21 protein-coding genes are annotated in these 20,552 nt (G+C 64.7%); 7 read left to right on the top strand and 14 right to left on the bottom strand.

Annotation, left to right across the window (positions count from 1 at the left end; all coding sequences use genetic code 11):
* Nucleotides 1-3: 3 nt before the first annotated feature.
* Nucleotides 4-1,980, bottom strand: a complete 1,977-nt coding sequence (locus IB259_RS24065; protein WP_175181510.1) for a long-chain fatty acid--CoA ligase — start codon at nucleotides 1,978-1,980, stop codon at nucleotides 4-6.
* A gap of 169 nt (nucleotides 1,981-2,149) precedes the next feature.
* On the opposite strand from IB259_RS24065, the gene IB259_RS24060 reads away from it, so the two are divergent.
* The 3 genes from IB259_RS24060 (at nucleotide 2,150) to IB259_RS24050 (ending at nucleotide 3,949) form a co-directional block, all read left to right on the top strand.
* Nucleotides 2,150-2,854 (top strand): Crp/Fnr family transcriptional regulator, encoded by a 705-nt coding sequence (locus IB259_RS24060; RefSeq protein WP_054456926.1) that lies wholly within the window; start codon nucleotides 2,150-2,152, stop codon nucleotides 2,852-2,854.
* A 64-nt stretch (nucleotides 2,855-2,918) separates the two neighbouring features.
* Nucleotides 2,919-3,380 (top strand): MarR family winged helix-turn-helix transcriptional regulator, encoded by a 462-nt coding sequence (locus IB259_RS24055; RefSeq protein WP_192330275.1) that lies wholly within the window; start codon nucleotides 2,919-2,921, stop codon nucleotides 3,378-3,380.
* Between the two features lie 143 nt (nucleotides 3,381-3,523).
* A complete protein-coding gene (locus IB259_RS24050) occupies nucleotides 3,524-3,949 on the top strand; it encodes an organic hydroperoxide resistance protein (protein WP_175162424.1) in 426 nt (141 codons plus the stop codon).
* Nucleotides 3,950-4,139: 190 nt separating this feature from the next.
* Here the strand turns inward: IB259_RS24050 and IB259_RS24045 are convergent, their stop codons facing one another.
* From IB259_RS24045 to IB259_RS24015, 7 genes are all read right to left on the bottom strand, one after another.
* Entirely contained in the window at nucleotides 4,140-4,862 is a 723-nt protein-coding gene (locus IB259_RS24045) for an ABC transporter ATP-binding protein (protein WP_013396767.1), read from the bottom strand.
* An 18-nt stretch (nucleotides 4,863-4,880) separates the two neighbouring features.
* A complete protein-coding gene (locus IB259_RS24040) occupies nucleotides 4,881-6,803 on the bottom strand; it encodes an ATP-binding cassette domain-containing protein (protein ID WP_119450178.1) in 1,923 nt (640 codons plus the stop codon).
* Between the two features lie 3 nt (nucleotides 6,804-6,806).
* Nucleotides 6,807-7,679: a branched-chain amino acid ABC transporter permease gene (locus tag IB259_RS24035; protein ID WP_054456919.1), complete on the bottom strand. Its 873-nt coding sequence runs from the start codon at nucleotides 7,677-7,679 to the stop codon at nucleotides 6,807-6,809.
* Between the two features lie 143 nt (nucleotides 7,680-7,822).
* Complete coding sequence (locus IB259_RS24030; protein ID WP_054456918.1) at nucleotides 7,823-8,986, bottom strand: ABC transporter substrate-binding protein; 1,164 nt, start codon at nucleotides 8,984-8,986, stop codon at nucleotides 7,823-7,825.
* Nucleotides 8,987-9,316: 330 nt separating this feature from the next.
* Nucleotides 9,317-10,258, bottom strand: a complete 942-nt coding sequence (locus tag IB259_RS24025) for a LysR substrate-binding domain-containing protein (RefSeq protein ID WP_054456916.1) — start codon at nucleotides 10,256-10,258, stop codon at nucleotides 9,317-9,319.
* A gap of 52 nt (nucleotides 10,259-10,310) precedes the next feature.
* Nucleotides 10,311-10,622 carry an antibiotic biosynthesis monooxygenase gene (locus IB259_RS24020; RefSeq protein WP_054456914.1) on the bottom strand — a complete coding sequence of 104 codons (312 nt, stop codon included), beginning with the start codon at nucleotides 10,620-10,622 and terminating at the stop codon, nucleotides 10,311-10,313.
* A 102-nt stretch (nucleotides 10,623-10,724) separates the two neighbouring features.
* Entirely contained in the window at nucleotides 10,725-11,357 is a 633-nt protein-coding gene (locus IB259_RS24015; RefSeq protein WP_054457287.1) for a LysE/ArgO family amino acid transporter, read from the bottom strand.
* A gap of 146 nt (nucleotides 11,358-11,503) precedes the next feature.
* Between IB259_RS24015 and IB259_RS24010 the strand changes: the two genes are divergently transcribed.
* Together IB259_RS24010 and IB259_RS24005 are read left to right on the top strand one after the other, a co-directional pair.
* Nucleotides 11,504-12,403 carry a LysR family transcriptional regulator ArgP gene (locus tag IB259_RS24010; protein ID WP_192330273.1) on the top strand — a complete coding sequence of 300 codons (900 nt, stop codon included), beginning with the start codon at nucleotides 11,504-11,506 and terminating at the stop codon, nucleotides 12,401-12,403.
* 19 nt (nucleotides 12,404-12,422) lie between these two features.
* On the top strand, nucleotides 12,423-12,923 hold the full coding sequence (locus IB259_RS24005) for a copper chaperone PCu(A)C (protein WP_192330271.1): 501 nt from the start codon (nucleotides 12,423-12,425) through the stop codon (nucleotides 12,921-12,923).
* 283 nt (nucleotides 12,924-13,206) lie between these two features.
* Here IB259_RS24005 and gdhA read toward each other — a convergent pair whose 3' ends face one another.
* Entirely contained in the window at nucleotides 13,207-14,553 is a 1,347-nt protein-coding gene (gdhA, locus tag IB259_RS24000) for an NADP-specific glutamate dehydrogenase (protein WP_054456908.1), read from the bottom strand.
* A gap of 429 nt (nucleotides 14,554-14,982) precedes the next feature.
* The gene (locus IB259_RS23995) at nucleotides 14,983-15,594 is read right to left on the bottom strand and encodes a LysE family translocator (RefSeq protein ID WP_192330269.1); all 612 of its coding nucleotides are present in this window, start codon (nucleotides 15,592-15,594) and stop codon (nucleotides 14,983-14,985) included.
* Nucleotides 15,595-15,704: 110 nt separating this feature from the next.
* Between IB259_RS23995 and IB259_RS23990 the strand changes: the two genes are divergently transcribed.
* Complete coding sequence (locus IB259_RS23990) at nucleotides 15,705-16,619, top strand: LysR substrate-binding domain-containing protein (protein WP_125471796.1); 915 nt, start codon at nucleotides 15,705-15,707, stop codon at nucleotides 16,617-16,619.
* On the opposite strand, the gene IB259_RS23985 is transcribed toward IB259_RS23990, so the two are convergent.
* A complete protein-coding gene (locus tag IB259_RS23985) occupies nucleotides 16,601-17,389 on the bottom strand; it encodes an exodeoxyribonuclease III (protein ID WP_054456902.1) in 789 nt (262 codons plus the stop codon). The two genes, IB259_RS23990 and IB259_RS23985, sit on opposite strands and share 19 nt — an antisense overlap.
* Before the next feature lie 132 nt (nucleotides 17,390-17,521).
* Here IB259_RS23985 and pyrE point away from each other — a divergent pair, with 132 nt between their 5' ends.
* Nucleotides 17,522-18,205: an orotate phosphoribosyltransferase gene (gene pyrE, locus IB259_RS23980; protein WP_054456901.1), complete on the top strand. Its 684-nt coding sequence runs from the start codon at nucleotides 17,522-17,524 to the stop codon at nucleotides 18,203-18,205.
* 48 nt (nucleotides 18,206-18,253) lie between these two features.
* Here pyrE and IB259_RS23975 read toward each other — a convergent pair whose 3' ends face one another.
* From IB259_RS23975 to gatB, 3 genes are all read right to left on the bottom strand, one after another.
* On the bottom strand, nucleotides 18,254-18,721 hold the full coding sequence (locus IB259_RS23975) for a type II toxin-antitoxin system VapC family toxin (RefSeq protein WP_192330267.1): 468 nt from the start codon (nucleotides 18,719-18,721) through the stop codon (nucleotides 18,254-18,256).
* Complete coding sequence (locus IB259_RS23970) at nucleotides 18,718-18,963, bottom strand: type II toxin-antitoxin system Phd/YefM family antitoxin (protein WP_054456897.1); 246 nt, start codon at nucleotides 18,961-18,963, stop codon at nucleotides 18,718-18,720. The genes IB259_RS23975 and IB259_RS23970 overlap by 4 nt, the downstream gene beginning before the upstream one ends.
* A 128-nt stretch (nucleotides 18,964-19,091) precedes the next feature.
* The gene (gene gatB, locus IB259_RS23965; protein WP_192330265.1) at nucleotides 19,092-20,549 is read right to left on the bottom strand and encodes an Asp-tRNA(Asn)/Glu-tRNA(Gln) amidotransferase subunit GatB; all 1,458 of its coding nucleotides are present in this window, start codon (nucleotides 20,547-20,549) and stop codon (nucleotides 19,092-19,094) included.
* Nucleotides 20,550-20,552: the final 3 nt, after the last annotated feature.

Genomic DNA, 20,552 nt, shown 5'->3' with positions numbered 1-20,552 from the left:
TCTCTACGCGGCCTTGGCGGTGATGGCGGGGAAGGTCTTGACCGGGCGGATCTTCAGGTCCGCCGAGATCTTGCCGGTGCGTCCGTCTTCGAATTTCACTTCGGTCTCGATGAACTGCGATTGCTTGCCGCCAAAGAGCGCGTCAATCAGCACGCCATACTTCTGCGCGATGAAGGCGCGGCGCACCTTGCGCGTGCGGGTCAGTTCGTCGTCGTCCGGATCCAGTTCCTTGTGCAGGATGAGGAAGCGGCTGATCTGCGAGGCCGACAGCTTGGGATCGGTGGCCAGGTCGGCGTTGACCTGCTCCACGCATTCGGCGATCAGCTGGTAGACCTCGTCCTTGGACGCCAGATCGGTGTAGCCGGCATAGGGCATGCCGCGGCGTTCGGCCCAGTTGCCCACGGCTTCCAGGTCGATGTTGATGAAGGCGCACACGTCGTCGCGGTTGGCGCCGAAGGCGACCGCTTCCTTGATGTGCTGGAAGAACTTGAGCTTGTTCTCGATGTACTTGGGCGCGAACAGGGCGCCATTGGCAAGCTTGCCCACGTCCTTGGCGCGGTCGATGATCTTCAGCTGGCCGTCGGTGTCCAGATAGCCCGCGTCGCCCGTATGGAACCAGCCGTCGGCGCTGCGCGCTTCGGCGGTGGCTTCGGGGTTGCGGTAGTACTCCTTGAAGAGCCCGGGGCTCTTGACCAGGATCTCGCCGTTGTCGGCCACGCGGATCTCCACGCCCTCGACGGGCGGGCCTACCGTGTCGTCGCGCACCTGGCCGTCGGGCTGCACGCAGACGAAGACCGAGGTTTCGGTGGAGCCGTAGAGCTGCTTGAGGTTGATGCCGATGGAGCGGTAGAACACGAACAGGTCGGGGCCGATGGCCTCGCCCGCGGTGTAGGCCACGCGCACGCGGCTCATGCCCAGCGCATTGCGCAGCGGACCGTAGATCATCATGTTGCCCAGCGCGTAGCGCAGGCGGTCCCAGGCGCCGACCTGCTCGCCGTCCAGGATCCTGGCGCCCACGCGGCGGGCGAGCTTCATGCAGGCCGCGAACAGCTTGCGCTTGATCAGCCCCGCGTCTTCCATGCGGATCATCACATGCGTCAGCAGGCCTTCCAGCACGCGCGGCGGCGCGAAGTAATAGGTGGGGCCGATGTCGCGCATGTCGATTGACACGGTGTCGGGCGATTCAGGATGGTTCACGGTAAAGCCCGTGACCAGCAGTTGCGTGTACGAGAACATGTTCTGGCCGATCCAGGCGGGCGGCAGATAGGCCAGCACGTCTTCCTGGTCGGTCAGCTTTTCCATATCGGACACGGCGCGCGCACGGTCGATCAGCGCATGGTGCGTTAGCACCACGCCCTTGGGCTTGCCCGTGGTGCCGGAGGTATAGAACATGGCGGCCGGGTCATGCGGCTGCACGGCGGCGACGGCCTGCTCGAAGAAGCCGGGATGCTGCTTGGCGTATTCGCGGCCCAGCTCCTCCAGCTGTTCATACGAGCGCAGCATCGGGTCGGTGTAATGCCGCAGGCCGCGCGGATCGTCGTACACCACATGCTTGAGCGCGGGACATTGCTCGTGGACTTCGAGCATCTTGTCGACCTGTTCCTGGTCTTCGACGATGGCCACGCTGATCTCGGCATCCTGCAGCACGTAGACCATTTCCTGGGCGACCGCGTCCTGATATAGCGGTACGGGAATGGCGCCCAGCGACTGCGCAGCCATCATGGCCATGTACAGGCGCGGACGGTTTTCACCGATCACGGCCACGTGCATGCCGGGTTTGATGCCCAATGCAGCCAAGCCATGCGCAACGTGCCGGACATGCTCCGCCACGTCGGACCACGTTAGGGTTTGCCAGATCCCCAGATCTTTTTCGCGTATGGCGGGCCGCGACCCGCGAACGCTGGCATGCGTGAACAGCAGCGCCGGAAAGGTATCCAGCGCCGCCGGCATCTGTGCAGATGCGGGCGGTGTATGTGCCACGATGTCTCCTCCGGTTTGGGCGCATCGGGCCGGGAGTCCGCGATAGCGGTGGCGGCGATGAGGCGCTTGACCAGTTGGTTTTAGATTTACGGCAGGAGTTAAGGTATAAGGTTGGGTTGCTACCAACTGTCACCATCGCGACATTCAAGGAACTTTTAGGGTATTCCCGATGCAGCTATCCGACTCCCTGCAACTCGCCGCCGCCTGGTTTCGCGTGCTCAGCCGCGATCAGCAAGAGCGCGTCGAGAGGGACCTTACCGTGCAGCAGGTGGTTGCCGGGTCGATCATAGAGCGCAAAGGTGAACTCGCCCAGGCTTGGATAGGGGTGCTGGCGGGGCTGGTGAAGGTTTCGGTGGGCAACGCCGAAGGCAAGGTGGCGTCGCTGACCGGCGTGCCTGCCGGCGGCTGGATCGGCGAGGGCTCGCTGCTCAAGCGCGAGATCCGCAAGTACGACATCGTTGCACTGCGGGATTCGGTGGTGGCGCGCCTGCCGGCCGCTACCTTCGATTGGTTGCTGGATAACAGCATCCCGTTCAACCGCTATCTGCTCCACCAATTGAACGAGCGCGTGGCGCAGTTCATCGGCAAGGCGGAGTACGACCGTTTGCTGGATCCGGATGCGCGCGTGGCCCGCTGCCTGGCCGAACTCTTCAACCCTTTGCTGTATCCCGGCATGGGCATGCGCCTGGCGATTACCCAGGAAGAAGTCGGCTATCTGGCCCGGGTGTCGCGCCAGCGCGCCAACCAGGCGCTGCGCAAGCTGGAAGAGGCGGGCTTGCTGAATGTGGAATACGGCGCGGTCAGGGTGCTGGACCTGGACGGCTTGAAACAATACGGGTCGGACCGCGCCGCGGCCGAGGGCGAGCCGGCCTAGGCGCTGGCCGCTCCTGTTCAAAATAGTTGTTGACGATAGATCGCGCGCTATTTAATATTGCGCAATGAAATCCAGATCCAAAGCCAAGGCCGCATTCAACCCGCTGCTGCTGGACAGCCAGCTGTGCTTCGCCCTGTACTCGACCTCGCTGGCGATGAACAAGGTGTACCGCAAGCTGCTGCGCGGTCTGGACCTGACCTATCCGCAGTACCTGGTGATGCTGGTGCTGTGGGAAGGCGACGAGATTACAGTGACGGATATCGGCGAGCGCCTGTTCCTGGATTCGGCCACGCTGACGCCGCTGCTGAAGCGCCTGGAAGCGGCAGGCCTGGTAACGCGCAAGCGCGCCGTGGAAGACGAGCGCCAGGTGATCGTCGAACTGACCCGCCAGGGCCGCGAACTGCGCGCGCAAGCCGAGGCCGTGCCGCACTCGATCGCGGGCGCCGCGCAGTGTTCGCTGGAAGAGGCGCAAGGTATGATGAAAACGCTGCATGCGCTGCGGGAGAAGCTCAGCGCAAGTCTTTGAAGCGGCGGGCCAGGCCCGCTATCGTTAGATCAAATAAATAGTGCGCTATTTAATATTGCACTATTTAAATAGTAAGGGTCGCGGCGGGATGTTCCCGCCAGGCCTGGCAGTCCAACCTCCACTTCCCTACAAGGAAACGCATCATGTCTATCGAAAAAGTGCTGTACCGCGCCCATGCGCACGTCACCGGCGGCCGTGAAGGCACGGGCGCCACGGACGACGGCAACCTGAACGTCAAGCTGACCACGCCGAAGGAACTGGGCGGCGCGGGCGCGGCCGGCACCAATCCGGAACAACTGTTCGCCGTGGGCTACTCGGCCTGCTTCATGGGCGCCATGAAATTCGTCGCCGGCCGCGACAAGATCGCCATGCCGGCGAATGCGACGATCGACGGTGCTGTCGGCATCGGTCCTATTCCTACGGGGTTTGGGATTGAAGTCGAACTGAAGATTTCGTTGCCGGGGATGGAGCGGGCTGAGGCGGAGAAGCTGGTGGCTGCGGCGCATATCGTTTGCCCTTACTCGAATGCTACGCGTGGCAATATTGATGTGACGTTGACGATTGTTTGATCGTTGATGGGTTGTTGATGTTCTGTTGGCGGGCGGCCTTGTTCTTAGGCCGCCCGTCGTCGCGTGCGGCGTGGCGGCTCGCGCCCACGATTGCGGTCCGGAGCGAAGGCTCCGGGCCGCAATCGTTGCCCCGCGCAGCGCGAGTCCCCGACGTGGCAGGCGTCAAAAGAACGCCAACAACGCCATCCCTCTAATGCGACCCACCCAAGTAAGCCGCCACAACAGCCGGATCATGCTTCAACTTATCCGCACTCCCATGCACCGAGATCCGCCCGTTCTCCAACACATACCCATAATCCGCCACATTCAATGCAGCAGCAGCAAACTGCTCCACCAGCAGCATCGTCACCCCTTCATCCTTGAGCCGCGCAATGATCCGGAACACTTCTTCCACCAGGATCGGCGCCAGCCCCATTGAAGGCTCGTCCAGCAACACCAGTTCCGGATTCAGCATCACCGCTCTAGCCATGGCCAGCATCTGCTGTTCGCCGCCCGACAAGGTGCCGGCCAGCTGATCGCGCCGTTCCTTCAGGCGCGGAAACAGATCCATGGCCCGGCCCAGGTCGGACTGCACGTCGCCCTTGGGACGGCTGCCTGTCAGGCGCGGGAAAGCGCCCAGCAGCAGGTTGTCGGTGACCGACAGCGTTGGAAATACTCGCCGGCCCTCGGGCGAATGCGCCAGGCCCAGCCGCGCGATGCGGTGAGACTCCAGGCCGTCGATGCGCTTGCCGCTCAGCGTGACCTCGCCCGCGGTGGGGCGGATCATGCCGGACAGCGCCCGCATCGTGGTGGTCTTGCCGGCGCCGTTGGAGCCGATCAGCGTCACCACCTTGGCCTTAGGCACTTCCATGCTGATGCCGTGCAGCACCTTCACCTTGCCGTAGCCCGCTTCCAGATTCTTGATCGATAGCATCTTGTTGTCCCCTTGGCGTCAGGCGGGCGCGCCGCCCAGATACGCCTCGATGACCTTGGCGTTGCTTTGCACTTCGTTGGGCAGGCCCTCGGCGATCTTCTGGCCGAAGTCCAGCACCGACACGGTGTCGCACACCCCCATCACCACGTCCATGTGGTGTTCGATGAGGATCAGCGTGATGCCGTGGTCGCGCACCTTGCGGATGATGGCCAGCAGTTCGACGATGTCGGGCGCGGTCAGGCCGGCCGCGGGTTCGTCCAGCAGCAGGAGTTGCGGATCCAGGGCCAGCGCGCGGGCGATTTCCAGCAGGCGTTGCTTGCCGTAGGGCAGGTTGCGCGCTTCCTCGCTGGCCAGGGATTCCAGGCCCACGAATTCCAGCAGCGCCATGGCGCGGGCGCGGGCGCCCTGTTCCTCGCCTTTCCACTTGGACGTGCGCAGCGCGATGCCGGCCAGCCCAGTGGTGAAGGTGTGGTGCAGGCCGACCAGCACGTTCTCCAGCGCGGTCATCTCGCCGAAGAGTTGCACGTTCTGGAAGGTGCGCGCGATGCCGGTTTCGGCAATGTCGGCCGGTGTCATGCCAACCAGCGACTTGCCCGAGAACTCCACGGCGCCGGAAGTCGGCACGTAGATGCCCGTCAGCACGTTCATCATGGTGCTCTTGCCGGAGCCGTTGGGACCGATCAGGCCATGGATGGTGCCGCGCTTGACGGTCAGGTCGACCTGGTTCAGCGCCTTCAGGCCGCCGAACTGCATCAGCACGCCCTTGGCTGCCAGCAGCGTGTCGCCCTTGCCCTTGGCCGCATCGGGCACGGCGTCCTGGGCCTTCACCAGATCCGACTTGACCGAGAGCGCGGCGCGGCGGTTGGAGAAGAACAGGTTGCGCACGAAGCCCACGATGCCGTCGGGCAGGTAGTACACGACGAACAGGATCATGGCGCCGAAGATCGTCAGGCGCCAGTCGGTGACCGCTTCCAGCCAGTACGAGAACACCGCCAGCAGGATGGTGCCGACGACCGGCACGACGACGCGGCGCGGTTCGGTGCGGCCCTTGGATATTGCGATGGCGCTGCCGACGGTGACCAGGATGGCCACGGCCAGCGCGATCAGCCTGAAGGTCGAGATGTCATCCAGCATCTTGGGCAGCAGCACGATGATGGACGCGCCCAGCAGCGCGCCCGTGCGGCTCTTGCGCCCGCCCATGATGATGGCCAGCAGGAACAGGATGGTCAGTTCGAAGTTGTAGGTGTTGGGCGAGATGTACTGTTCGGAATACGAGTACAGCGCGCCGGCCAGGCCGGCGAAGCCGGCGCTGATGACGAAGGCGAACACCTTGTGCCGGTAGACCGACACGCCCATGCAGTCGGACGCGATGGGGCTGTCCCGCAGGGCCTCGAACGAGCGGCCCAGGTGAGACTTCAGGATGCGGTGCACCACGATCAGCGACAGCACCAGCAGCGCCGCGACCAGCCAGAAGTACTCGCTCTTGGTCAGCACATGTCCGGCGATGGCGGGCTTGGAGATCTTGATGCCCAGGGGGCCTTCGGTGAGGAAGGTCATTTCGTTGATCAGGATCTGGATGATGGTGCCAAACGCCAGCGTCACCATGGCCAGGTACGGCCCCGTGACGCGCAGCGCCGGCAGCGCCAGCACCGCGCCGAAGGCGGCCGCGATCAGGATGGCCGCGGGCAGGATCACCCAGATGGGCATCTGCAGATGGAAGAACAGCACGCCCGCCACATACGAGCCGATGCCGAACAGGCCGGCGTGGCCCAGCGACACCTGGCCGGTATAGCCCACCACGATATCGAGCCCGAACAGCAGGATCGAATAGATCATGATGGTTTCGATGAGGTGCAGGTAGTACGTGTTGGTCACGCCCAGCGGCACGGCGGCCAGGCAGGCCACGGCCACGATGGATAGCAAAAGGTGCAAGGGTTTCATCGCTTACACCTTCTTGATCGCGGTCTTGCCGAACAGGCCGGCGGGCTTGAAGGTCAGTACGAGCAGCAGCAACACCAATCCCGGCACGTCTTTGTACCCCGTCGAAAGATAGAAACCGGTGGTCGTTTCGGCGATCCCCAGGATCAGCCCGCCCACCACCACGCCCATGCCGCTGGACAGGCCGCCGATGATGGCGACCGCGAAGGCTTTGAGGCCCAGCACCGCGCCCATGGTGGCGCCGGTCAGGGTCAGGGGCGCGACCAGCACGCCCGCGAACGCGGCAGTCAGCGAGGACAGCGCGTAGGAAAAGGTGATCACCATGCCCGTGTTGATCCCCATCAGGCCAGCGGCGTCGCGGTCGTTGGACGTGGCGACGAAGGCCTTGCCGTAGATGGATTTGCGGTTGAAGACTTCCACCAGCAGCATCATCGCCAGGGCGCCGAACACCACCAGCAGCTCCATGGGCAGCACGTTGGCGCCCAGCACCTGGATGGGCGCTTCCGGCAGCGGCGAGGGGAAGCGCAGGTCGTCGCGGCCCCAGATGTTCTCGGCGACGTTCTTGAAGATGATGCCCAGCGCGATGGTGGCCATGATCCAGCCGAACTCCGAGCGGGTCTTGATGGCGGGCCTGACGCCCACGCGCTCGACCAGCGCGCCTTGCGCGAATCCGAAGATGCAGACGATGGGTATCATCACCCAGTAGTTCACGCCCAGGCCGACCAGTGTCAGGCCGACCAGCGCGCCCAGCATCAGGGCTTCGCCCTGGCCGAAGTTCAGGGTGCCCGACGTGGCGAACGTGAGCTGGTATCCGAACGCGATGACGGCATAGATCATGCCCAGCGCGATACCGCTATAGATGAGCTGTAGAAGAATCATGGTGTGTGTCGTGTAGCGCTGTGGTTCCGTCCCAACCCCCTTGGGCAGAACGCGGTTTTCAGGCGGCGGCAAGCCCGCGCCCTGGGCGACAGGGCGCGGCTGGCGGCGGCCGGGCAGCCGCCGCCGGGATGCGCTGCGGGACCTTAGTTGGCCTTGACGACGCGGCCGCCCTTGACCTCGCCGATGACCACTTCCTTGACGGTGATCGCGTCGTGGTTGTCTGCGCTGAAGGGCTTGTTGTAGGTCATGACCACGCCCTCGACGGGCGTCTGCAGGTTTTCGAGGGCCTCGCGGACCTTCGGGCCGTCGGTGGAGTTGGCCTGCTTGAAGGCCGCGGCCAGCAGATAGATGGAGTCATAGCCCTGGGCGGCCGACACTGGGGAATCGATGCGGTTGTTCTTGGGCTTGAACTTGGCCAGGTAGGCGTCGATGAAGGCCTTGCGCTTGGGCGTGTCCGGGTCCTGGATGAAGGTCTGCGGCATGCGCGCGCCTTCGCCGTTGGCGCCGGAGTTGTCGATGTAGTTGGCCATGGACAGGGTCCAGCTGCCGATGATCGGCACCTTCCAGCCCAGCTTGGTCATGCCGTTGGCGACCTGGGCCAGTTCGGGGCCGATGCCGTAGGTCAGCACGGCTTCGGCGCCGGCGGCCTTGGCCTTCAGCAGCTGGGCCGTCATGTCGACGTCCTTGATGTTGAACTTCTCCACGGCCACGGGCTTGATGCCCTTGGCGTCCAGGGCCTTTTCCAGGTCCTCGCGGCCGAGCTGGCCGTAGTTGGTGGAGTCGGCCAGGATCGCGACCTTCTTGAAGCCGCGGCGGGTCACCGCCTCTTCGACGATCATCGGGGCCTGGATGCTGTCATGCGCCGCGTTGCGGAACACGTAGTTGTTCGGGTATTCCGGCGCCTTGAACTGGTGCGTGATCACGCTGCCCGTGGCCACGTTGTTGAACACGGGGATCTTGGCGTCCTGGTAGAAGCGCTGGGAGGCCAGGGCCACGCCCGTGTTGATGTAGCCGACGGTGGCGGCGACCTGTTCCTTGTTGATCAGCTCTTGGGCGATCTGTACGCCGCGCTCGTTCTTGGCTTCGTCGTCGCGTTCGACGGCGACCAGCTGGCGTCCCATGACGCCGCCGTTCTTGTTGATTTCTTCAATGGCCAGGCGCACGCCGTCGCGCATGCTGACGCCCATGGAGGACGAGCCGCCGGTGTAGGGGCCGGCCACGCCGATCTTGATGGGGTCGGCGGCGTGGGACGCGGCCGTTGCGGCAAGTGCAAGGGTTCCTGCTAGCAGCTTCAAACGAAAATCCATTGATGTCTCCGTTGTAATTGGTAGAACTGCGTGGAAAACCGTGTGCCGGCGCCAGACGGCGAAAATCGTTGCTGCGGCGCTCTCCTGTGTGGCGTGTCGTGACTGTCTGCCTAATCACTTACGCGAAACTGACCCGGCGGGGTTTTTCCGCGTAAATACCTAGTACGGACGCACGAGGGTTCCTGTCATGCGCCATGGCGCTGCCTGCTGTGGGGAAGGGAATGGAAGGCGGCGTGCCGTGGCGGGCATGGGCGGGACATTGCATTGGCGGCATCCTAGCCAGCGCGGCGGCGGGCTGCGCGGAATTTCATTCCGCCCCGGCCTGGAAATTTATTCCTTACCGGCCCGCAGGCCTTGCGGCCATTGAGAAACCTGTTTGCACACGTCATCCAGCCATAGGGAAAACGCTTGGACCGCTCTGCCCGGCGGGCGCGAGGTTTCGGTGCACAGGTAATACTGGCATTCGCCGGGAATTTCGATGTCCAGGACGCGCACCAGCTTGCCCTCGTCCAGCCATTCGGCCGCCAGCGCGCGCCGCGTGAGCGCCAGGCCCTGGCCGGCGCGCGCGGCTGCCAACATGATGCCCAGGTCCACCAGCCACACCCCGCGCGCGGGCTCGGGCCAGTCTAGCCCGGCGGCGGCCAGCCAGGGCCGCCACGGTTCCATCGGGCAGCGCAGCAGTTGCGCCCGGGCCAGGTCGGCGGGCCGCTCGAAGGGGCCGTGCCGGTCGCGGTATTCGGGCGCGCAGACCGCGAACACCGGATCCGCCGTCAACTGGTGCGCGTTCAGGCCGGGATATTTTCCGCTGCCGAAGCGCACCCAGACGTCGGCATTGGGCGGCATGATGTCCAGGTAGGGGATGGACAGCATGATTTCCAGCTCCACCTCGGGATGCGCGGCGGTGAAGCCGGGCAGGGCGGGGATCAGCACCTGGCGGGCGAACGTGGGGGTGGAGACGACGCGCAGCGGTTCGAGCTTGGGTTCGCCGCGCTTGTGCAGGGAGGCGTCGGACAGCAGGTCCAGCGCGGTGCGGACCTGGTCCAGGTACTCGCGTCCGGCCGAGCTCAGCGTGGCGCCGCGGCTGCTGCGGATGAAGAGTGTGACGTCCAGCATGGCCTCGAGCGCGGCGATGCGCTTGCCGATGGCGCTGGCAGTGACGAAGAGTTCCTCGCTGGCGCGTTCGAAGGAGCCCAGGCGGGCGGCTGCCTCGAAGGCCTGGATGGCTGCCAGGGGGGGCAGGCGCACATCTTTGGAAGGGCTGGGACCGCGCATGATCGTCTGGCGGGCCGGTGTTGCGCCCGACGAAAGATTGGCTACCGGGCGATTATAAGGACGGCGGCGCCAGCCCTGCTCCGTAGCGCCGGAGCACCTGGGAGATTTCCACGCGATAGCCGTCCAGCCAGCGCGCTTGTGCGGCCTTGGCCTGCTGGTGCGCAGGGTGGCGGATGAGTTGTTCCAACGCTTCCAGCGATTCCCAGTAGTAGACGTTGGAGATCAGGCCGCGCGCGGTGTCTGCCCAGCTCTCTTCGCCCAGATAGCCCGGAATGGCGCGCGCGGCAGCGGCGATGGCTTGATCCAGGCGGTGAAAATCATCGTCGAACTGCTTGGTGGCGAAGATGAAGGTGGAGCTGTACATGTGGGACTCCGGACGCGGCGGGTGCGGCAAGCAGGAAAACCGGCCGCCGGGAGGTCCGGGCGGCCGATCGGGGGAACTGCTGGAAGCGTAGCTTAAACGCGTCTACACGCCCTTCAGCGCCAGGCTGACCGCCAGCGCGGCCATGACCACGGCGATGATGCCGTCCAGCACGCGCCAGGCCGACGCGCTGGCGAAGAACGGGGCGAACAGGCGGGAGCCGATGCCGAGCACGGCGAGCCACAGCAGGCTGGCGGTGAAGGCGCCGGCGGCGAATGCCATGCGCGCTTCCTCGAAGCCGTGCGCCAGCGAGCCGACCACCACCATGTCGAGCCAGAAGTGCGGATTCAGCAACGAAAAGCCCAGCGCGCCCAGCATGGCGGCGCGGCGCGATGGCACCACGTCGCGGGCGGCGGCCAGGCCGCCGGTGGCGGTCCAGGCGCGGCGCGCAGATTGCAGTGCGTACCAGGACAGGAAGGCCACGCCGAACCACAGCACGGCGGTTGTCAGCCAGGGGAACCAGGCGGTGAGCGCCTGCAGGCCGGACACGCTGGCGAAGATGAAGACGGCGTCTATCAGCGCGCAGATGGCGACCACGCTCAAGAGGTGGGCGCGCATCAGCCCCTGTCGCAGGATGAACGCGCTTTGCGCGCCCACGACCGCGAAGAGGCCCAGCCCGGTGGCCGTACCGCTGGCCCAGGCAGTGAAGAAGAGGGGGGATGACAACGTGGCGAACATGACCTGCACCTGTGCTGCTACGCCTGTGGCGGCGTTTGGATGACAACGCGGGGCGCTATCGGCGCTCCGGTAATAAGGCATTTTCGCTTGCGGTGAATATGAAATAAAGCTAATTTTCCTTCACTATCTTAAGTAAATCTAATCTCATGAAAATCGATCACGGCAACCTGCGCGCCCTGGCCGCGGTAGTGCGGGAAGGCAGTTTCGAGCGGGCGGCGCTGTCGCTGAGCGTCACGCCATCCGCGGTGTCGCAGCGGATCAAGGCGCTGGAGGACCGCATGGGCCGCCTGCTGGTCCAGCGCACCGTGCCGGCGGTGGCGACGGCGGACGGCCAGGTGCTGGTGCGGCTGGCCGAGCAGACGGCGCTGCTGGAGCATGACGCGCTCGACCGCCTGGGCGTGGCGGACGACGATGTGCCGTATGCCAGCATCCCGGTCGCGGTCAATCATGACAGCCTGGAGACCTGGTTCGTCAACGCTGCCGTAGAGTTTTCGGCGCGCACGCGCGCCACGCTGGACATGCAGTCCGAAGACCAGGACCACACCGCGGCGCTGCTGCGCAACGGTTCGGTGCTGGGCGCGGTGACCGCCCTGGCCGAGCCGGTCCAGGGCTGCCGCATCCATGCGCTGGGAAGCATGCGCTACGTGGCCACCTGCACGCCGGAATTCCACAAGCGCTACTTTTCGCAGGGCGTCAACGCCCAGACGCTGGCGCAGGCGCCGGTGCTGGTGTTCAACCGCAAGGACGCGCTGCAGGCGCGCTTCGCGCACAAGATCGCCGATCCCGCACCCTGGCAGCCGCCGGTCTGGTGGGTGCCGTCGACACGCGCGTTCGTGCAGGCCACGCTGGGCGGCCTGGGCTGGACCATGAATCCGCTGCCCTTGGTGCAGGAACACCTTGATGCAGGTCAGCTGATGCTGCTTCGAGGCCGCGCCTGGGAGGATGTACCGCTGTATTGGCAGCATTGGCGGGTAAACTCCGAAGCGATGGAAGCCCTGACGGATTCGGTCCTGTCAGCTGCCCGCAGCCTGGTCAGGCGGCGTTAACCCACTAGGAGAACAACCCATGAACATCCGCAAGTTCGCTGTCATTGCCGCACTGGGCCTGTGCACGGCCGGCTCGGCCTGGGCGAAGGACTACAAGGTTGGCCAGATCGAGGTCGACGACCTCTGGGTGCGTGCGTCGGCGCCTGGCCAGTCCAATGGCGCGGGGTATATGGACATCGATAACGACGCCAAGGCTGCTGACCGCCTGCTGTCGGTGTCGTCCGACGCGGCGGAACGCGTCGAACTGCACACGGTGCAAACCGAGAACGGCGTCTCGAAGATGCGTCAGGTGGAAGGCGGCATCGCGTTGCCGGCGGACACCGAGGTCAAGCTCAGCCCGGGCGGCTACCACGTCATGTTCATCAAGCTGAAGGCCCCGTTCGCCGAAGGCGGCACGGTCCCGGCCACGCTGAAGTTCGAAAAAGCCGGCGAAGTCGCCGTGCAATTCAAGGTCAAGCCGGCCTCGCACAACCCCGGCATGAACCACGGCAGCATGAACCACGGCGCGATGAAGCATTAAGCGCCAGGCGTCGCCCGCGCCTGATGGCGCGGGTGTGGTTCACCTGAAAGACCCAAGAAGTCAGTTAGTCAGCCAGCCTGGCTCGGGCGAATCCCCGCCAACGAGGCGGGTCCGTCTTGATAAAGCAGATCTGCCCCAATCGCGGCCGCGCGGAGCCGGCTTTGCCGGTCCGCAGCGGCGCCCCCTTGAGGGGGAAGCGCGTAGCGCTTCGGGGGTGGGCCCTCTCCGCCGGTCCGCAGCGGCGCCCCCCTGGGGGGAAGCGCGCAGCGCTTCGGGGGGGGGATTAATACAAGCCTTGCTGACGCATCGCGTCAGCCACCTTCACGAAGCCGGCAATGTTGGCGCCGTCCAGGTAGTTCACATATTCGCGCTCGCTGTGGCCGTGGCGCACGCAGTTTTCATGGATGTCGCGCATGATGGCGTGCAGGCGCGCGTCGACTTCCTCGCGCGTCCAGGACAGGCGGGCCGAGTTCTGGGCCATTTCCAGGCCGGACACAGCCACGCCGCCGGCGTTGCTGGCCTTGCCCGGGGCGTACAGCACGCGGGCGGCGATGAAGGCCTTGGCGGCTTCCAGCGTGGCCGGCATGTTGGCGCCTTCGGCGACGCACAGCACGCCGTTCTTGATCAGCGTTTGCGCATCGGCCAGTTCCAGTTCGTTCTGGGTGGCGCAGGGCAGGGCCACGTCCACCGGCACATGCCACGGACGCTTGCCGGATTCATAGGTCAGGCCGAACTGGCGGGCGTAGGTGTCCAGGCGGCCGCGCAGGTCGTTCTTGATGTGCATCAGCGCCACCAGCTTCTCGTGCGTGAAGCCGGCTTCGTCCACCACGGTGCCGTTCGAATCCGAAACGGTCACGACCTTGGCGCCGAGCGCCATGGCTTTTTCGATCGCGTACTGGGCGACGTTGCCCGAGCCCGACACGGACACGCGCAGGCCGTCGAAGGACTTGCCCACGCGCTTGAGCATTTCTTCAGCGAAGTACACGGTGCCGTAGCCGGTGGCTTCGGGGCGGATCAGGCTGCCGCCGAAGGTCAGGCCCTTGCCGGTGAACACGCTGGCCGTCGAGTTGGACAGCTTTTTCATCATGCCGGCCATGAAGCCGACTTCGCGCGCGCCCACGCCGATGTCGCCAGCCGGCACGTCGGTATCCGGGCCCAGGTGGCGGTACAGCTCGATCATCAGGGCCTGGCAGAAGCGCATGACTTCGGCGTCGGACTTGCCCTTGGGATCGAAGTCGGAGCCGCCCTTGCCGCCGCCCATGGGCAGCGTGGTGAGCGAGTTCTTCAGGGTCTGCTCGAAGGCCAGGAACTTGAGGATCGACAGGTTCACCGAGGGGTGAAAGCGCATGCCGCCCTTGAAGGGGCCGATGGCCGAGCTGTGCTGGATGCGGAAAGCGCGGTTGACCTGGGCCTGGCCGCGGTCATCGGTCCAGCACACGCGGAACTGGATCACGCGTTCCGGCTCCACTAGACGCTCGAGCACGGCATGCTCGGCGTAGTGGGGGTGCTTCTCGATGAAAGGCCAGAGACTCAGCATCACCTCCTGGACGGCTTGCATGAACTCAGGCTGCTGCGGGTCGCGCGCGGCGACGCCACGCAGGAAGTCGTCCAGACTCTGCACTTTCAACATGATCTCCTTGGGGGTGCTTCGAATAGGTGCGGACTGCGCCGGATTGGGGCGCGAAAATTCTTTTTGGTGCACGGCTGCACCTGTATGGTGCGGGAATTGTAGGGGCAAAATGTTGCCCTGCGCAAAGCCCAAAAATAGTGCCATCACCTTGATATCAAAGCACTTTTTCTTCTAATTTAATAGGGACGTATTATTGGATGGAATCAGGTGAAGGAAGCCTTCGTGAGAGAGGTTTGAGCAGAAATGCTTGAATTCCCTAGGGAAATATATATGTCCCCATTTATTTCCCGCAGGAAATATTGAGCCCATACGACTTCCACAGAGGGAAGGAAGGCTGGTTTCAGGCATGTTTGAGCTCGCATGAAGGTCGTTGCCCTTTTTATGTGTCCCCATTATTTATTTGAGCGAAATCATTCCCCCGGGGCTGGATTACAACTGCACGGTTGCCAGCGCCGCGCCCAAGGCCATCAGGACCGCTCCCACCACCCGATCGGCCGCAAGCTGATGATCCAGCAGCATCCGCCGCAGGAAAGGCGAGGACACCGACCACGCCACCACGCCGAACCAGATCCAGTGCGCCAGCGACATGAACAGGCCATAGCCGAACTGCCACGACAGCGGCGTGCCGGGCGACACGATCTGGGTATAGGTGCTGACCACGAACAACGTGGTCTTGGGATTGAGCGCGTTGGTCAGAAAGCCGCTGTATAGCGCCTGCCAGCCCGAGATCGGCGGGCGGGCCGACAGGTCGCGGCTGACCTGGGTGCGGTTGAAGAAAGTCTTCCAGCCCATGTAGACCAGGTAGCAGGCGCCCGCGAGTTTGATGCCCTGCAGCACGGGCTGCGCGTAATGCGCCAGCAGGCTGACACCGAACATCGTATAGAACACGTGCACTTGCACGCCCAGCGCGATGCCCAGCGCGCAGATCAGGCCGGTGCGGCGGCCGAACAGATAACTGTTGCGCGTGACCATGGCGAAGTCCGGCCCGGGGCTGATGACGGCAAGAATGGTGATGAGGGCGACGGCGATCAATTCGGTCATGGCAATAGGGCGGCAGGTTGCGAAATGGAGCCGGCATTGTGGGACGCTGGCGTGCGCCGGAAAAACGATTTCTAATGCCGCTTATCCGTGAGAAAAAATCACCTTTCGCCATGAAACTGCCACCGCTCAATACGTTGCGGGTGTTCGATGCCGCGGCCCGTCATCAGGCTTTCGGCAAGGCGGCCGAAGCGTTGCACGTGACGCATGGCGCCGTCAGCCGGCAGATCCGGCTGCTCGAGGATGCGCTGGGCGTGGCGCTGTTCGAGCGCCGCAATCGAGCTGTTTTCCTGACCGATGCCGGCAGGCAGCTGTTCGAGGTGACGAGCGCGCTGTTCGAGCAGCTGACAACTGGCTTGGCCAAGCTGCGCCAGCCGGCGGCGGACGCGCCGCTGGTGCTGTCCTGCGAGCCCACCATCGCCATGATGTGGTTGATCCCGCGGCTGCCGGACTTCCAGCACGCCCATCCCGGCGTGCAGGTGCATCTGTACGCTGCGGGCGGACCGGTCGATTTCGGCGCCCAGGGTGTGGACGTAGCCCTGCGCCGCAATGACTTCGATTGGGACCCGGCCCTGTATGCCGAGCATGTTTGCGAGGAGTGGACGGGACCGGTGTGCCGGCCGGGATTGGCCGGTGCCGCGGGCGCGGATCCGGCTGAAGCGGATTGGGGCGGGGCGCCAGCGCTCAGCAGCGCGACGCGTCCGCTAGCCTGGCGGCAATGGTCGCGGGCAGCGGGTATGAAACCCCCGCGCCGGACCGGGCCGGCCTACGAGCATTTCTATCTGAGTTTGCAGGCCGCCGCCGCCGGTTTGGGGGTGGCGATAGGTTCGGCGCTGATGGCGTGCGACGCCTTGCGCGACCGCCGGCTGCAGGCGCCTTGCGGCTTTGCCCGTGACGGTTCGGCCTATGTACTGCTGTCGCCGCGGTCTTGTTCAGAAGATCCGCGGGCGGCAGCGTTTCTGGAATGGTTGCGCCGGGAAGCCGCCGCAACGCTAGGGGAAGCGGCGGGTCAGAGCGTGGCGTCGTAGTCGATCGTCAGGGGAGCGTGGTCCGAGAAACGCTCGTCCTTGTAGATGGCCACATTGCGGGCGCGGGCGGCGATGCCCGGCGTGGCGATCTGGTAGTCGATGCGCCACCCCACGTTCTTGGCCCAGGCCTGGCCGCGGTTGCTCCACCAGGTGTATTGGTCCGGGCGGTCATCGATGGTGCGGAACACGTCGACGAAGCCGCGCTTGTCGAACACGTCGGTCAGCCAGGCGCGCTCTTCGGGCAGGAAGCCCGAGTTCTTCATGTTGCCCTTCCAGTTCTTCAGGTCGATTTCCTTGTGCGCGATGTTCCAGTCGCCGCAGATGATGAACTCGCGGCCCGTGGTTTTGTGTTCGTGCATCAGGGCGTCGATCCAGGGGCCGAAGCGGTCCAGGAAGCGGTACTTGGCCTGCTGGCGCTCGTCGCCGCTGGAGCCCGAGGGCAGGTAGGCGCTGATGACCGACAGGTTCTTCCAGTCAGCGCGGATGATGCGGCCTTCGGGATCGAATTCCTCGCATTCCAGGCCGGCGTTCACCCGCTCGGCCGCGTCGCGCAGATAGATGCCCACGCCGCTATAGCCCTTCTTCACGGCATGGTGGAAGTGGCCGGTATAGCCGGGCGGGTGGCGCAGGTCGTCGGTCAGGTCTTCGTCGGATATCTTGATTTCCTGAAGGCACAGCACGTCGGCGGCGTGCTTTTCCATCCAGGGTTGCAGGCCCTTGCGGAAGGCGGACCGGATACCGTTGAGATTGATCGACGTGATGCGCAGCAAAGCGAAACTCCTGTTGAGCGGCCGCCAGGGCCGGGGCAATGGCAGCAATTTAACCGACTCCGCGCCGCCGCCCGGGAATAGCCCCGACAGCGGATAAAATGCTGGCGTTTGCCATCTACCGGACCTTTACGCATGCCCGCCGCCCAATCTTCCGCCACCGCCCTGGATTTCGTCCGCTTCGCCCTGAACGAGGGCGTGCTGCGTTTCGGCAGCTTCAAGGTCAAATCGGGTCGGATCAGTCCCTATTTCTTCAATGCGGGCCTGTTCAATAGCGGACGCTCGGTCGGCAAGCTGGCGCAGTTCTACGCCCAGGCGCTGCTGGATTCGGGCGTGGAATTCGACATGCTGTTCGGTCCGGCCTACAAGGGCATCCCGCTGTCCACGGCAACCGCCGTGGCGCTGGCCGGCCACCCGGACATGAAGGGCGGCGACGTGCCTTTCGCGTACAACCGCAAGGAAGCCAAGGACCACGGCGAGGGCGGCACCCTGGTCGGCGCGCCGCTCAAGGGCAAAGTCGTCATCATTGACGACGTGATCACCGCGGGCACCTCGGTGCGCGAATCGGTCGAGATCATCCGCGCGGCCGGCGCCGAGCCTGCCGCCGTGCTGATCGCCATGGACCGCATGGAACGCGCGGGTCCGGACGACGCGCTGTCGGCGCATTCTGCCGTGCAGGACGTGGCCAAGACTTACGGCATGCCGGTGGTGTCGATTGCGTCGCTGGCGGACATTCTGGCCTTGCTGCAGGATGATGCGTCGTTCGCCGAACACCGTGAGGCGGTGTTGGCTTATCGGACGAAGTACGGAGTGAAGTAAACCTCGTCCTTGGCGAGTAGAAAGGGGCGGCCAGGTGCTGCCCTTTTTTTAACCGTAGCTTGCCGCTGGCTCGGCGACGCCGTGGGGTTGGCCAAAGACGGCAACACCGCTCGCCCGGGCGGCATCCGCCAGCTTGCGGTCAAAGGTGGCCAGATAGCCGTTGGTTCTTTGGGCCAGTTCGAGATAGCTGGCATCGTAGACGGTCAAGCCGTGCGTTCGAGCCAGCAGATAGCTGCGGGCCACGCTGGAAGATGGGGCGGCCGGATCCGGATGTATGGGCAGGCGTTCGAGTAGCTGTCTGAACGAGAACAGCTGACCCGCCGAGGCCCGTTGGCTACGTTCGGCGCGCAACATGCCGTTCGCGACTTCCGTGTGCCAGATGAGGGGCACCGTGTTTTCAGATTCGTGGGCCGTTTCCAGCAGATGCCGGGCCATCAGCGCTTCGTGGGCGTCCGCGCGGTCGACCAGCCACGCCAGCGCAAGCGAGGCGTCCGGTATCAAGTGGATCGGATTCATTCCCGGCCCTCTTCGACCCAGGAACGGATGACTTCGTGGGGGACGGCCGGTGCTGGCTTGAAGCTTTTCATTGCCTCAAGCGCATCATGGGCATCCAGCGACGTGCTGGGTAGGACCGGGGTCAACCTGGCGCAGAACACGCCGTCCAGTGAAATGATGAAATGCTGGCCTTCGCGGACCGCCTGCAGGTGGTCGGAAAAGCTGTGCAGTAGTTCGCTGGTGCTGATTTCCAGGTAGTTCATGTCCAAGCCTCCGGGCAAAAGTCGACCGGATCATTCTTGGATAAACGAAGGGCCACGGCAATATGCCGCGGCCCTTCGTTTCGTCTGATACGTCAGGAATGCGCCCGTTGCCGGGGCGTCCTGCGCGGTCAGCTATCCAGCTTCTGCTTCAACAGATCATTCACCTGCTGCGGATTCGCCTTGCCGCGGGCGGCCTTCATGATCTGGCCCACCAGCGAATTGAACGCCTTCTGCTTGCCGGCCCGGTACTCTTCCACGATGGCCGGGTTGGCGGCCAGCACCTCGTCGATCATGGCGCCGATGGCGCCGGTGTCGCTGATCTGCTTGAGCCCGCGCGCCTCGATGATGGCGTCAGGCTGACCGCCGTTCTCGCCGGCCCACATGGCGCCGAAGACTTCGCGGGCGATCTTGTTGGAGATGGTGCCGTCGATGATGCGGCCGATCAGGGCGGCCAGCGCCGGCGCCTGGACCGGAGAGTCGGCGATGCTCTTTTCGTCCTTGTTCAGGGCGGCGGAGACTTCGCCCATGACCCAGTTGGCGGCCAGCTTGGCCTGGCCGGCCGGCAGCGCGTTCGCCACCGCCTGGAAGTAGGCGGCCAGGTCGCGGCTGACGGTCAGCTGGGCGGCGTCGTAGGCGGGCAGGCCGTACTCGGATTCGAAACGGGCGCGCTGGGCGGCCGGCAGTTCGGGCATGGCGCCGCGGACCTCGTCGACCCAGGCGCTGGAGATCACCAGCGTGGGCAGGTCGGGGTCGGGGAAGTAGCGGTAGTCGTGCGCGTCTTCCTTGCTGCGCATGCTGCGCGTTTCGTCGCGGTCGGCATCGTACAGGCGGGTTTCCTGGACCACCGTGCCGCCATCCTCGATCAGCTCGATCTGGCGCCGCGCTTCATAGACGATGGCGCGTTCCAGGAAGCGGAACGAGTTGACGTTCTTGATCTCGGTGCGGGTGCCGAATTCCTTCTGGCCCACGGGACGCACGGACACGTTGGCGTCGCAGCGGAACGAACCTTCCTGCATGTTGCCGTCGCAAATGCCCAGCCACACGACCAGGCTGTGCAGGGCGCGGGCGTAGGCCACGGCCTCGGCGGCCGAGCGCATTTCGGGTTCCGTCACGATTTCCAGGAGCGGCGTGCCGGCGCGGTTCAGGTCGATGCCGCTGCCGGGGGCGCCGTTGGCCAGGCTGAAGTCGTCGTGCAGGGACTTGCCCGCGTCTTCTTCCAGGTGGGCGCGCGTCAGATTGACGGTTTTCTCTTCCTCGCCGACGAAGAAGGACAGCGAGCCGCCCACCACCACCGGCAGCTCGTATTGGCTGATCTGGTAGCCCTTGGGCAGGTCGGGGTAGAAGTAGTTCTTGCGCGCGAACACCGAGCGCGGCGCGATGGTGGCGCCCACGGCCAGACCGAAGCGGATGGCGCGTTCGGCGGCGCCGCGGTTCATGACCGGCAGGCTGCCCGGCAGCGCCAGGTCGACCACGTTGGCGTGGGTGTTGGGCGCGGCGCCGAATTCGGTGCTGCTACCCGAAAAAATCTTGGAGTCCGTGGAAAGCTGGGTGTGCGTTTCCAGGCCGATGACGATTTCCCAGTTCATGTT

Source organism: Achromobacter sp. ACM04 (genome assembly GCF_014851465.1).
Lineage (GTDB): Bacteria > Pseudomonadota > Gammaproteobacteria > Burkholderiales > Burkholderiaceae_B > Achromobacter > Achromobacter aegrifaciens.
Note: the sequence above shows the minus strand (reverse complement) of the source record. Positions and strands in the feature narration are given on the sequence as shown.